At 69.8% G+C, this 13,142-nt stretch carries 10 protein-coding genes and 4 pseudogenes; 9 read left to right on the forward strand and 5 right to left on the reverse strand.

Features of this window, described 5'->3' with window-relative positions; genetic code table 11:
- The first annotated feature begins 27 nt into the window (after nt 1-27).
- Nucleotides 28-555, forward strand: a complete 528-nt coding sequence (locus tag AB0D59_RS04880; RefSeq protein WP_362560884.1) for an NUDIX hydrolase family protein — start codon at nt 28-30, stop codon at nt 553-555.
- A 16-nt stretch (nt 556-571) separates the two neighbouring features.
- On the opposite strand, the pseudogene AB0D59_RS04885 reads toward AB0D59_RS04880, so the two are convergent.
- The 3 genes and pseudogenes from AB0D59_RS04885 to AB0D59_RS04895 form a co-directional block, all read right to left on the reverse strand.
- Nucleotides 572-724, reverse strand: a pseudogene (locus AB0D59_RS04885) (PadR family transcriptional regulator); the annotation flags it as partial.
- A 77-nt stretch (nt 725-801) separates the two neighbouring features.
- Nucleotides 802-1,077, reverse strand: a pseudogene (locus tag AB0D59_RS04890) (ATP-binding protein); the annotation flags it as partial.
- A 207-nt stretch (nt 1,078-1,284) separates the two neighbouring features.
- Nucleotides 1,285-2,193: a TIGR01777 family oxidoreductase gene (locus tag AB0D59_RS04895; protein WP_362560820.1), complete on the reverse strand. Its 909-nt coding sequence runs from the start codon at nt 2,191-2,193 to the stop codon at nt 1,285-1,287.
- Nucleotides 2,194-2,324: 131 nt separating this feature from the next.
- Between AB0D59_RS04895 and AB0D59_RS04900 the strand changes: the two genes are divergently transcribed.
- Entirely contained in the window at nt 2,325-2,912 is a 588-nt protein-coding gene (locus AB0D59_RS04900) for a muconolactone Delta-isomerase family protein (protein ID WP_362560821.1), read from the forward strand.
- 81 nt (nt 2,913-2,993) lie between these two features.
- Here the strand turns inward: AB0D59_RS04900 and AB0D59_RS04905 are convergent, their stop codons facing one another.
- Nucleotides 2,994-4,769, reverse strand: a complete 1,776-nt coding sequence (locus tag AB0D59_RS04905; protein WP_362560824.1) for a tannase/feruloyl esterase family alpha/beta hydrolase — start codon at nt 4,767-4,769, stop codon at nt 2,994-2,996.
- A gap of 263 nt (nt 4,770-5,032) precedes the next feature.
- On the opposite strand from AB0D59_RS04905, the gene AB0D59_RS04910 reads away from it, so the two are divergent.
- The 6 genes and pseudogenes from AB0D59_RS04910 (at nt 5,033) to cutA (ending at nt 11,361) form a co-directional block, all read left to right on the forward strand.
- On the forward strand, nt 5,033-5,722 hold the full coding sequence (locus AB0D59_RS04910; protein WP_362560826.1) for a TetR/AcrR family transcriptional regulator: 690 nt from the start codon (nt 5,033-5,035) through the stop codon (nt 5,720-5,722).
- A 149-nt stretch (nt 5,723-5,871) separates the two neighbouring features.
- Nucleotides 5,872-6,723, forward strand: a pseudogene (locus AB0D59_RS04915) (MFS transporter); the annotation flags it as partial.
- A 459-nt stretch (nt 6,724-7,182) separates the two neighbouring features.
- Nucleotides 7,183-8,328 (forward strand): NAD(P)/FAD-dependent oxidoreductase, encoded by a 1,146-nt coding sequence (locus tag AB0D59_RS04920; protein ID WP_362560886.1) that lies wholly within the window; start codon nt 7,183-7,185, stop codon nt 8,326-8,328.
- 579 nt (nt 8,329-8,907) lie between these two features.
- Nucleotides 8,908-9,138 (forward strand): hypothetical protein, encoded by a 231-nt coding sequence (locus AB0D59_RS04925; protein WP_362560828.1) that lies wholly within the window; start codon nt 8,908-8,910, stop codon nt 9,136-9,138.
- 44 nt (nt 9,139-9,182) lie between these two features.
- Complete coding sequence (locus tag AB0D59_RS04930; RefSeq protein WP_362560831.1) at nt 9,183-10,121, forward strand: aldo/keto reductase; 939 nt, start codon at nt 9,183-9,185, stop codon at nt 10,119-10,121.
- Nucleotides 10,122-11,034: 913 nt separating this feature from the next.
- The gene (gene cutA, locus AB0D59_RS04935; RefSeq protein ID WP_362560833.1) at nt 11,035-11,361 is read left to right on the forward strand and encodes a divalent-cation tolerance protein CutA; all 327 of its coding nucleotides are present in this window, start codon (nt 11,035-11,037) and stop codon (nt 11,359-11,361) included.
- A 66-nt stretch (nt 11,362-11,427) separates the two neighbouring features.
- Here cutA and AB0D59_RS04940 read toward each other — a convergent pair.
- Nucleotides 11,428-11,994: pseudogene (locus tag AB0D59_RS04940) on the reverse strand (transcriptional regulator); the annotation flags it as partial.
- 121 nt (nt 11,995-12,115) lie between these two features.
- Between AB0D59_RS04940 and AB0D59_RS04945 the strand changes: the two are divergent.
- On the forward strand, nt 12,116-13,063 hold the full coding sequence (locus AB0D59_RS04945; protein WP_362560836.1) for an IS481 family transposase: 948 nt from the start codon (nt 12,116-12,118) through the stop codon (nt 13,061-13,063).
- Nucleotides 13,064-13,142: the final 79 nt, after the last annotated feature.

Consider the following 13,142-nt stretch of genomic DNA (forward strand, 5'->3'; position numbering starts at 1 on the left):
GGAAAGTATGATCAAGCAATGTCTGACATGACCGAAACCACGCCCGGTTGGCTGTCCTCCGACGAGCTGGAGATGGCTCGCGCCCGTATGCCGATCCTGTACGTGGAGGCCGTGCCCGTGCGCGTGGACGACAGCGGCGAAGTCACCAGCATCGGACTGCTGCTCCGCATCGGCCCGGACGGAACGGTCAGCCGGACCCTCGTCTCCGGCCGTGTCCTGCACCACGAGCGGGTCCGCGACGCCCTGTTGCGCCACCTGGAGAAGGACCTCGGCCCGGTCGCACTGCCCCGGGTGCCGGCCTCCCTGCAGCCGTTCACGGTGGCCGAGTACTTCCCGACGCTGGGCGTCACGCCGTACCACGACCCGCGGCAGCACGCGGTGTCGCTGGCCTACATCGTGCCGGTGACCGGTGACTGCCGGCCCCGCCAGGACGCCCTGGACTTGGTGTGGTTCAGCCCGCGGGACGCGGTCTCCGAGGCCGTGCAGAGCGAGATGCCCGGCGGTCACGGCGTGCTCCTGAAGCAGGCCCTGGCGCATGTGGGCTGCGTGGGCTGAGGACCGCCGGGGACGGCCCGGCCGCCGCCAGCCGGTTCAGCTCCCCGTACAACTGGCTCTGGGTGGCCGGCCAGACATGGGCCAGCGAGGTGTCGAAGAGCTTCAGCAGGTCGTAGCCGCTGGCGGGTCGGTCGGCCAGGAGACCGAGGAGTGCGTGGCGAAGGCCCATGCCTTCACGGTAGCTCCACATTGACAGGTCAACTAATACCTCTCACCTCAGACATGTCACTCATGGAACCGACCCGCTCAGGAGGCGGCGCCGACCCGGCTGGTGACGCTTGGGATGTCCTGCTCGGCCCAGATGCACTTGGAGTCGCTGAGGTAGCGGGCGCCCCAGCGCCGCGACAGGGCGGCGACCAACGGGAGACCGCGGCCGCCCTCGTCGGTGTAGGTGGCGTGCCGGATGCGCGGGGTGCTGAGGCTGCCGTCGTAGACCTCGCAGGTCAGGATGCGGCTGCGGAGCAGCCGTAGCCGCATGGGGCCCTTGGCGTGCCGGACGACGTTGCCGACCAGCTCGCTCACGCCGGTCCCACCGGTGCAGCAGGGCGCCCACTCCCCCGACACTCGCCGCCGCCTGCCGAAGAGCCAGCGTCAGCGTCCTCGCCCGCGCCCCCGCGACGGGGGACGGCTCGGATGCGGATCCCTCCGGACGGTTCGGGCACATAACGACGGGTTAACCCGGGAGATCGCGGCGACCACCGGGGAGCCGAGCGGGGTCGTGCCGGTCGCCTACCCCTTCCGCAGGGCCGCGCGAAGGGCGTCGTCGATGCCGGGCTGCCGGAAGGCGAAGCCCGTCTTCAGCAGGCCCGCGGGCACGGCACGGCAGCTGGCGGTGATCCCCACGGAGAACTCGCCGAGGACGGCCCTCAGTGCGAAGGCGGGGACCGCGGCGAGGGTGGGCCGGTGCAGGATCCGGCCCGTCGCACGGGTGATCTCACGGTTCGTCAGCGGTTCGGGGGCCGTGAAGTTGACCGGTCCGGCGATGTCCGCGTGGTCGATCACGTGGCGGAGCGCGGCGATGTGGTCGGGCAGGGAGATGAAGGGCCAGAACTGGTCGCCGGAACCGAGCCTGCCGCCGAGACCGAACCGGAAGAGCGGGAAGAGCTTGCCCCAGGCACCGCCGTCGGCGGAGACCACGAGACCGGTACGCGGGTGGACGACCCGGACACCGGCCCGTTCGGCCGGCGCGGCGGCGGCCTCCCAGCCCACACAGACGGAGGCCAGGAAGTCGCTCCCGGCCGGGTCGGCCTCCGTGACCACGCGGTCGCCGGTGTCGCCGTAGTAGCCGGTGGCCGAGGCCGAGACCAGTACCCGGGGCGGCTCGGCGGCCTCGGCGCAGGCCTCGGCGACGGTGCGCGTCCCCTGGAGGCGGCTGAGCCGGATCTCCTGCTTGTACGTCTCGGTCCAGCGCCGGTCGCCGATCCCGGCTCCGGCCAGGTGCACCACGGCGTCGACACCGTCCAGGACTGCCGGGTCCAGCCGGGCGCCGGGCTCCCAGGAGGCGGATTCGCTGCCGTCGGCCGGCTGCGACGCGGTCCGGCCGCGCGTCAGACGCAGCACGCGGTGGCCGCCGGTGAGGAGGGAGCGGGTGAGGGCGGAACCGATGAGTCCGGTGGATCCGGTGATCGCGACGCGCATGACGTTCTCCGATGAGCGAATGTTTGAGAGTTCAAACTATCGCTCGCCAGAGTACTCCGGCCGGACGCCGAAGGGGCGCGGGGAATCGGCCGGGCCGATCCTGGAAGGGCCGACCACCGAGGAGGGCCGAGATGGAGTACCTGGTCACGATGACCACCCGGGTGCCGGACGGCACGACGGAGCGGGAGGTGGCCGAGGTCCGGGCACGGGAGGCGGCGCACAGCCGCGAACTCGCCGCGCGGAGGCGCCTGCTGCGGCTGTGGCGGCCGCCGCTGGGGCCGGGTGAATGGCGCTCGATCGGCCTGTTCGACGACGAGGGCCCGGACGCCCTGGAGCGCACGCTCGCCGCGATGCCGTTGCGCGTCTGGCGGACCGACGTCCCCGCCGAGCTCGCCCCGCACCCCGCCGATCCGGGCCGGGGCGAGGTCCCGATCGCGGCGGACAGCGAGGAGTACCTGGTCACGTTCGTCGCGGACATGCCGTCCGGAACGGGGCCCGGGAGCCCGGCGGAGTCGAAGCGCGTACGCGACATGGCCGCCGGGGGCCATCTGATCCGCCTGTGGACGCTGCCGGGCGGGGGCCGGGGCATCGGCCTGTGGCAGGCGCCCGGGGCCGGCCGGCTGCGGGAGATCCTGCGGTCCCTCCCGATGGCCGGCCGGAGCACGGTCGACACGGTGCCGCTGACCCGCCACCCCAGTGACCCGGCGCAGGTGACGTGAGCGGCTCCCGTCTCCGACGCCGTCGCGGCCCCCGTCCGAAAGGGGAGCCGCGACGGTGTCACCGCTCGGGGTGGACCGGTGTCAGGACTTGCCCTTGGTGATGAGCCACTTGCCACCGACCCAGTTGCCGACGGTCTCGTAGCCGGAGCGGAAGGAACCGAGCCAGTCGAGCTTCAGGCCGGCCTCCGCGGTGGACTTGACGGGGGTGTAGCTGCCCGGGTCGGTGGCCGAGCCGCCCGTGGTGTTCTTGGCGTAGTACGGGAAGGGGTAGACCGGGCGGGACGCGGTGGTGCTCCCGCTGCTGTCGACCGACTTGGTCGTCAGGCTGTCCGGGGCGTCGCCCTGGGTGACCCAGTCGGTGATCGCGGTCAGCGCGTCGAAGGTGTCCGGGCCCTGGCCGCCGCCGCAGTGCGCGACGCCGGGGAGCAGGAACAGCCGGGCGAAGCTCTTGGTGGCCGCCTCGCCGCCCATGACCTTCTCAACGGCCTTGTAGTAGGCCATGGTTCCGACCGCCGGGATGTGCTGGTCGCCCAGTCCGTGCCAGAGGATCAGCTTGCCACCGGCCTTCTTGAACGCCCTGAGGTCGGGGTCGGTGGCGTCGTACATCCCCTCGTTGGGCTGCATGACCTTCTTGTAATAGGCGGCCGTGAACTTGATGTCCTTGTACGTCAGGGCCGGCTGCGGGGAGTCGAAGATCTGGTAGCGCAGGGTCTCGCGGACGAAGCCGATGTCGCCGGAGGCGCCGGTGGCGGTCGCCGGGGTGATGATCCCGGCCCAGTTCAGCTCGGAGCCGCGCAGCTGGTAGCCCGGGTAGAGCAGCTTGCCGTGCTCGTCGGTGGGGCCCGCGTAGATCCGGCGCAGGGTGGTGACCTGGTCGGCGGTCAGGCAGTAGGCGTCGGACGTCGAGGTCTGTCCGGCCTTGCACTGGATGGTGGCCGGGTCCCAGGTGCAGCTGAGCGGGTCCGCGATGATCCCGTCGGCAGGCGCACCGCAGCCCTTGAGCACGGCCTTGTGCAGGTCCGCGAGGTCGGCGTTGGTGAGGGTGGCCGGGCCGCCGTCGAGGTACACGGACTGGGCGGTCCAGGCGTGCGAGAAGGTGTTCAGCGCGGTGAAGTTGTTGGCCGGGGCGCCGGCGATGATGCCGTCGAAGTCGGTCGGATAACGCTGTGCCTCGGTCAGTGCCTGGTGGCCGCCCTGCGAGCAGCCGTCGAAGTAGGAGTGCGTGACCGCCTGCCCGTAGTACTTCTCGATGATGGCCTTGGACGCCTGGACCAGCTCGTGGTCGGACTTGTAGCCGAAGTCGGCGCGCAGCGTCGGGTCGCTGGAGAAGAGCCCGCCGCCCTGGTAGTGGCCCTCGTCGCTGGAGGCGACGGCGAAGGCGCCGGTGGTCAGCGGGACGCAGCCGGTCGAGGCGGGCGCGTTGGTGACGTTGGTGTTGCCGCACAGGCCGCCGCACCCGACCTGGAGGTAGTTGGCCTGCCAGCCGGTCTCGGGGAGCTTGATCTCGAAGTGGATCTGCGGGGCGATCACGCCCTTCACATCACAGGCGGCCCAGTTGCCGAGCGTGTTGCCGCTCGCGGCGAGTTCGGCGGCCGAGGTGATCTCGAAGGGGACGCCGGGGACCGCGCTCGCCAGGTCCAGCTGGGCCATCCCGGAGCAGGACACGGCCGGTGCGATCCCGGAGGACGTGCTGCTGGTCGTCGTGGCGTTCGCCGAGCTCGAGTCGGCGGCCTGCGCATCGCCGGTCGCGCCGTAGGCGAGCGCCAGACTCGCACCGGTCACGAGCGCCACGGTGGCGGCGAGGGTGGCCAGGAAGGCCGCCGACTTCCCCCTCCACCATCGGAACAGCTGGAGCATGCTCGGATCTCCGTTCGGTCGCCGGATCGGAAAGCGTGCGGGACGCCATGACGGCGGGGAGGACCGACGGGCCGCTCCACCTCGACAATGGCTGTACGGCGCAGGAACGTAGCCTTCCGGCAAACTGGGCGCAATACTTGTCGACCAAATTGTTGACGATTTCGTCGCCGAGTACACCGGCCGGACCGTGCGACAACGTCTGCGCCAACACAGCAGCAGCGAAGCTCGGGCCTGTGTACGAACATGTTCGGTAGGCTCGTGGCATGACTGCCCGATCTCAGCCCCTCAGCCGCCGGGAGCGCCCGGCCAAGCCGGCCCTGACCCGTGACGGGATCGTCGCGACCGCGGTCCGGGTCATGCGTGCGGAGGGGCTGGAGCGGGTCACGATGCGCCGGCTGGCCAAGGAGCTCGACACCGGCCCGGCCTCGCTGTACGTGTACGTGGCCAACACTGCCGAGCTGCATGCGGCGATCCTCGACGAACTGCTGGGCGAGGTCGACTTGGGGCCGGCCGCCGGGGACGGGGACTGGCGCGCGCGGATCGAGGCCGTTCTCGCTTCCTACAGCGATCTCCTCTACCAGTACCCGAGCCTCGCCAGGGCCGCACTGGTCGCCCGGCCTTCGGGCCCCAACTATCTGAACCTGCTGGAGGCGCTGCTGGCGCTGCTCAGCCTGGGTGGCGTACCGAACGGCCAAGCAGCCTGGGGCGTGGACGTACTGCTTCAGATGGCCACCGCCAGTGCGGCCGAGCACGCCGGGCGGGACGGCTCGCCCGACTCCGAGGAGGAGTGGAACGCGGTCGCCGCCGCCGTGGAGAACGCCTCCGCGGCCGATACGCCCCACGTCGCCGCGCTCGGTTCCGAGCTGCTGTCGGGGACTCCGCAGACGCGTCGGACGTGGCAGATCCACATGCTCCTCAACGGCATCCTGCACACACCACGCGTCACATCCTGACCTCCTAGGCGGCCCCATGCGCGCGAGTCACGCGGCAGCCGGCTGGGTTCATTTCGGCGCGAGTTCACGGTGCCCACAGGGGCCGGCCGTGAGCGGCGTGCGTCTGCGCCACAGCGAGCAGGGGCCCGTAACGAACTCCGCTCGCCCCGATGATCGACACGGCACCGGAGGCAGGTCCAGGACAGCCCCGACCCGCCTCCGGTCGAGCAGGGGAAGGCGATCCTCCGCTCTTACCTCGTGACGCCGCTCGACCGGCCGGGACTGGCCGGCATCGCCGCCGCCGTAGTTCCCCAGAGGTCCGGACTGCACCGATCGCCGAGCCCGGTCGGTACGCCGATCGTCCTGAGCAAGGCCCACGCCCACCCACACCCGCTGACGAACTTGTTCGTCCCGAACATGTTCGTTACGGTGAATGGTGTCCACCTCCCCCCGTTTCCGAAAGAGGTGAGCTGCCATGTCCGCATCCACCACACCCGCGGCCGACGACACGTCCGTCGTGCCGAAGAACACCCGCTGGGTCCGTGTCGCTCGGCGCAGCCGCCGTACCGCTCCTCGCAGCCTTCATCGCGTCCCAGAAGCGGACCGACGAACCTCTGCTGCCGCCGCGGATCTTCACCGGCCACCGAAACTTCCCGATCTCCGCCGTGCTGCTGATCGTCGCCGGTGTGGCCATGTTCGGCGGCACGCTGTACCTGCCGCTGTACCAGCAGAGTGTGCAGGGCGCGTCCGCCTCCAACTCCGGGCTTCTGCTGCTTCCGATGATGGCCGGCACCGTCGCCGCGTCCCTGGTCGCGGGCAAGGTGATGACGAGGACCGGCAAGTACAGGATCTTCCCCGTCGTGGGTGCCGCCTCACTCGCCATCGGCATGGGGCTGCTGTCCACCATGGACACCACCACCTCCCGCTTCACCACCAGCGCCTACATGGTGCTGGTCGGCATAGGCACCGGCTTCACCATCCAGATGGCCAACACCATCGCCCAGAACGCTGTCGAGCTGCGGGACATGGGCGCCGCCTCCGCGGCCACCGGCCTCTTCCGCACCCTGGGCGGTTCGCTCGGCGTCGCGGTCCTCGGGTCCCTGTTCACCCGCGCCGTCCAGGGCCACGCAGGCGCTCCGGCCGAGGGCGGCCGCACGGACACCTCGGCCACCGAGGGGGTGTCCGGGCGGCCAAGGACGCCTACCTGCACGCGGTGGCCCACGGCACCCAGCAGATCTTCCTGGTCGGCGCCCTCTGCGCCGCAGCCGCCTTCGCCGCCGCGGTGTTCATCGAGGAAGTCCCACTGCGCGGCAAGCCCGGCAGCGCGCCGCAGCCGCCGAAGCCGCCGAAGCCCAAGGCCGAACCGGTCAGGACCGCCTGACCCACTCACCGGGCGACGCTCAGGCGTTCCCTCACATCCTCCCAGGCACGTAGGTGCCGGGACCCTGCCACCGGCTCAGGCTGGTGCGAAAGGAATCACCATGAACACCCACCACCCCATCGCCATCGTCGGCGCCGGACTCGGCGGACTGACCCTGGCCCGCGTCCTGCGCACCAAGGGCATCGAAGCAGTCGTCTTCGACCTGGAAGCCGGCCGGCGTGCCCGCACCCAGGGCGGCATGCTCGACATCCACACCTACAACGGTCAGGTCGCCCTGCGCTCCGCCGGCCTCTACGACGGCTTCCGCGCGCTGGTCCACACCGGTGGCGAAGCCACCCGCGTAGTCGACAAGCACGCCACCCTCCACTGGGAAGAGGCCGACGACGGCTCCGGAGACCGTCCCGAAGTCGACCGCGGCCAACTGCGCGACCTCCTGCTCGACTCTCTGCCCGAGACCACGATCCGGTGGGGCCACAAGGTCACGGCTGCACGCTCCCTGGGCGACGGCCGGCACGAGGTCACCTTCGCTGACGGCACCGCCCACACCGCCGATCTGCTCATCGGCGCCGACGGGGCCTGGTCCCGTATCCGGCCCCTGGTCTCGGACGCCCGGCCCGCCTACACCGGCATTTCCTTCATCGAGACCAACCTCCTCGACGCCGCCGCCCGTCACCCGGACAGCCTGGCCGTCGTCGGAGACGGTGCGCTGTTCGCGCTCGCCGAGGGCAAGGGCTTCTTCGCCCACCACCAGACCGACGGCAGCCTGCACATCTACACCGCGCTGCGGGTCGCCGAGGACTGGCTCGACGCCATCGACTTCAGCGACACCGAAGCCGCCAAGGCAGCCGTGCTCGCCCAGTTCGACGGCTGGGACGACAGCCTCACGGCGCTGCTCGCGACATCGGACACCGCCCTCGTACCACGCAAGATCAACAACCTGCCCATCGGCCACCGCTGGGAGCGTGTCCCCGGCACCACGCTGCTCGGTGACGCCGCACACGTCATGTCACCGTTCGCCGGTGAGGGCGCCAACCTGGCGATGCTGGACGGCGCCGAACTCGGCGAGGCCCTCGCCGAGCACGAAGGCGACACCGAGAAGGCCCTTGCCGTCTACGAGGAAGCGCTCTTCCGCCGCAGCAAGGAGAAGGCCCGGGAGTCCGCCGAGGGGCTCGAGCTCTGCTTCAGCCAGGACCCGATCGACGAACTCATCAGCATCTTCAGCGCGGTACCCGAGGACACCGACTGACCCGCCCATGGGAGCGAAGGCCCTTCCCGGCGACGTCGCGTGGCCGACGATGGTGACGGCGGCCGCCCCCCGTAGGTGCGTCGGGAACGGATGGGGTCGCGATGCCGGCGGTGCGTAGCTCGCCCCGGGCCCGGTGGGCCATGGCTTTCGCGCCGATACGGTCGAAGGTTTCCAGGGCGGCGCTCAGGTACAGACGGGCACGGGGGTCACGGGTGCGGCGCAGCCATTGTCCGTAGGCGAGCTCGATGCGTGCATGTTCCCATGGCCACCGGGCCGCTTGGGGCAGAGACAGGGCTGCCTCGAACTGGAGACCGGCCTCTGTCTCGTCGGCAGTCACGGCCGCGGCCCCGGCCGTGATCAGCGCTGTGCGGGGGGAGATGAGGTGGATGCCTGCTCGCTGCGCGGCGGCGACGTAGGCACGAGCCTCGTCCACGCGGCCGGTGCGGACCGCCGCCTCGACGAGGTCCCACACTGCCCACCGGGCCGGGATGCCGGGGCCCGGTGCGCCGGGTGGGTTGATCCTGGCCGCTGCTGGACGGCGGCCGTGGCAGCCTGCTGTTCACCGGCGGCGCCCTCGCCTTGACCCCCTCGCCGCAGTACACCTCCCTGTCGATCGGCAAAGCAGCCCTGCACAACTACGTCCAGGCCCTGTCCCAGCAGCAGGACAGCGACGTCCACGTGGCCACCGTCACCATCGACGGGTACATCGGCGGCGGCGACCCCCGCTTCGCGGCCGAAGCCGTCGCCGCGGCCTTCCTCGGTCTGCACCACCAGCCCCGCGACCAGTGGCAGGCAGAACTCCCCTACTGATCACGATTGACCGAACAGTTCGGTTTTGAATGGAGGAGCAACTCGTGGAGAAGAGGACCCTGGGCAGCCAGGGCTTGGCTGTAGCAGCGATCGGCTACGGCGCGATGGGCACCGTGATCGGCTACGGCCCCTCCGAGGACACCGAGTCGGTGGCAGCTGTCCGGGGCGCCCACGAACTGGGCGTGACCCACTTCGACACGGCCGCGATGTACGGCTGGGGAGACGGCGAGAAACTGCTCGACCGCGCACTGGCACCGGTCCGCGACGAAGTGACGATCGCGACCAAGTTCGGCTTCAACAAGGCGACCGAACCGGACTCGCGGCCCGAACACGTCCGTGAAGCCGTCGGCAACAGCCTGCGCAACCTCGACACCGACACGATCGACCTGCTCTACCAGCACGTGCCCGACCCCGACGTTCCCATCGAGGACGTGGTCGGAGTGATGAAGGAGTTCGTCACCGCCGGCAAGGTCAAGTACCTCGGCCTCGCCAACACCGACGAGGACACCATCCGCAGGGCCCTCGCAGTGCACCCGATCTCGGCTCTGCTGAACCAGTACTCGATCTTCGCCCTCGACCGCGAGTCGCTCTTCCCCGTCCTGGAGGACCTCGGTATCGGCTTCGTCGCCTACTCGCCGCTCGCACGCGGATTCCTCAGCGGCGCGGTCAGGCCCCGGGACCAGTACGACGCGAACGACTTCCGCCAGACCCAGGCATGGTGGCAGCCGGAGAACTTCGACGCGAACATCGCCATCGTCAGCGATCCGACGAAGTTCGCCCAGGACAAGGGCGTCACCTTGTCGCAGTTGGCGCTGGCGTGGCTGCTCGCGAAGAAGGACTACATCGTCCCCATCCCGGGTTCGGGCAACCCGCGCCGTGTCGCGCAGAACGTTGCCGCGGCAGACCTGACGCCCACTGCCGAAGACCTCGCCCACATCGTCCAGATCGCCCCCGAGGGCGGTCTCGGTGGACAACTGAGCTGACGCCCGCATCCCCGGTGTCTGCCCACGCCCCTGGCACGGGCAGACGTCGCCTTATATCGGCTCGGCCATGCTCATCAGGCGGGCGCGCCATCCACGACACAGCCACGCACGGTCCTGCGGCACGCGAGAGCACCGCCAGGACCACCGGCGTCTCGCCGTCCGGCGAACTCGTCGCCTCCCATCCGCTGATGGGTCTCCTGCGCCCGCTCGGCAGCGGCACCGGCTCCATGGCGACGCGGCATCTCCGCCGAGGTCCAGCAAGGGCGTCTTCGCCTGCCTCCAAGTAAAGGTGCCGATGAGCGGCATGCTCAACCTCGAAGCCGGAAACACCCCACGCGAAAAAGGGCCCCCGCAGGCTCTCGCCTGCGAAGACCCTTCGCACCGTCGGGACGACAGGATTTGAACCTGCGACCCCTTGACCCCCAGGAGTGAGCGTCAGAGGTATTTTCTGGATATAGCAGACTTAATCAGGACGCAGGATGTGCGCAGAGGGCTCCCTCGTGCACTATCGCGCACACCGCGTGGTCCCCAACTGGTCCCCGCTGGCGGTCATAGCTCTGCCGCCAGACGCTCCGTGAGACGTGCCGACACCATGACCAGGATCCACCGCCCGCCCCGGCGCCGTACGGAAACCCGGCAGCCGGGGCGAAGGGCCCGCGATCAGGCGGCGCGTGTCGTGTGCTTGTGAAGCGCAAGGGGCGCCAGCGACTGCATCATGCAGCCGCACGACCTCCTTGATGAGAGAACCTGCCACCGCAGTGCCGAAGCGACGCCCCACCCCGCATGGCCCGCCGCCGCCTGACTGGTACACGTCGTGGTCGGGCCTCACTCGCCTTGAGGAGTAGCGACCGGCTTTCGGTGTGCCCTGGACGGCTGGGTAAGGTCGCGGTACCCGAGTTGGAGAGGTAGTTGCATGGCCAACGATATTGTGATTGCGCAGACGACCAGCGACGACGAGGGGCAGGCGAAGATGCTGGCCCGAGGTGCGGTCGAGAGCAAGCTGGCAGCGGGCGTTCACATCGATGCGCCAATCACCGCCTTCTACTGGTGGAAGGGGAAGGTCGAGGCGGCGCAGGAGTGGCGCATCTCGTACATGACTACGACGGACCGTCTACCCGCGCTAGAAGCGTGGGTGCACGAGAAGCACTCGTACGACGTCACCCAATGGATCACACTGCCCGTAACCGGCGGCTCGGAGGCGTACCTGTCCTGGGTCTTCGAGGAGACGGAATCGGACTGAGGAGCGACGGGCCGAGCGTAGGACAGCGTTGGTGTGCTGAGCCCGCCGCGTACCACCTGAGGTGGATCAGGATGCGAACCGCCGGAAATGAACGGCGAGTTCCTGCTCGCTGTCAGGGAGCAACGCTGCAATAGCCGCCGCCCGCTCCTTGCCCATGGTGTTGGGCTTGGCCTGTGCCGCCGCAGCGAACTGGCGTGCCACGTAAACGCCTTGGTCGACGTCACTCCCACGCTGTAGGGCCGAAGCGAGATCACCGAGGACCACGACGCCCCCGTCCGGTAGTCCGTCTCCGAGGCAGTCGACCGCGGTGTCAGCTGTGGACGTGAGCTCGGGACGCCTCAGCTGGCCGTACACGGATAGGGCCAACGAGTCCATGCGGTATGGGGTCACGAACCTGACCCATGGCTGCTCGCTCGTGTGGTCAGCGAAATCGTAAGCGAAGCGCGCTCGGTCCAACGCCTGGAGCGCCCCCACCTCGTCGCCGGCCGCCGCAGCTTCTTCCGCGCGCCTGCCGAGAACCCAGGCGGCAGCAGTAGCGTTGCCGTGGCCTCGCACGTCGTTGGCGGCTTGAGAGAGGAACTCCATCTTCGCCTTGGGCGTCAAGGCGCCGTAGCTGCTACAGGTCAGCGCTAGGTGTTCTGTCCGGGGAGGTTGTGGGCGGGTGAGGCAGGTCTCGGCTGAGGGATCTTGAACAGGTGAGGGCCTTCCGGGTTCGGTGTGGATTGCGACGTCTACACCGACCAGAAAGGCCCTCGTGGTCCACCGTAATGCACCCCTGACCGAGACCGGCCGGCTGCGTCTGGCCCGCTGCGTGGTTGAGGACCGCTGGCCGTTGCGGCGGGCCGCCGAGCGGTTCCAGGTCTCACCGACGACCGCCCGGCGATGGGCCGAGCGCTACCGGCAGTTCGGCGAAGCCGGGATGGCCGACCGTTCCTCCCGCCCGCACAACAGCCCCGGACGGACACCGACCCGCACCGAACGCCGGGTCATCAAGGTCAGGGTCCTGCGCCGCTGGGGACCGGCCCGCATCGCCCACCTGCTGGGCCTGGTGCCCTCCACTGTCCACCGGGTCCTCGTCCGCTACCGGCTGGCACGCCTCACGCACCTGGACCGCGCGACCGGCCGGACCATACGCCGCTACGAACGGGACAGGCCCGGCGAGCTGGTGCATGTGGACATCAAGAAGCTCGGCAACATCCCCGACGGCGGAGGCCATAAGGCCCTGGGCCGGCAGGCCGGCCGCAAGACGCGGTCCGGGGCCGGCTACAGCTACATCCACACCGCCGTCGACGACCACTCCCGCCTCGCCTACAGCGAGATCCTCACCGACGAGCGCAAAGAGACCGCCACCGCCTTCTGGACCCGCGCCCACGCCTACTTCACCAGCGCAGGGATCACCGTCGAGCGCGTCCTGACCGACAACGGCGCCTGCTACAAGTCCCGCACCTGGCGCGACGCACTTGCTCTGGCCGGGATCGCCCACAAGCGAACCCGGCCCTACCGACCCCAGACGAACGGCAAGGTCGAACGCCTCAACCGCACCCTGCTCGACGAATGGGCCTACGCGAAGCCCTACCGGTCAGAGCAGGAACGACGCGACGCATTCCCGGACTGGCTGCACTCCTACAATCACCACCGCGGACACACCGCGCTCGCAGGCAAGCCACCCGCCAGCCGCGTCCCCAACCTAATTCCTTGTTAACAGCTCCAGTAGCGGGGACCACGCCCGCGCCGGACTGTTCGAGCGCGGGACTACGACGCCTTTCTGGACCCTGGCCGTT

The sequence above is a fragment of the Streptomyces sp. NPDC048417 genome (assembly GCF_040651615.1).
Taxonomy (GTDB): Bacteria; Actinomycetota; Actinomycetes; order Streptomycetales; family Streptomycetaceae; genus Streptomyces.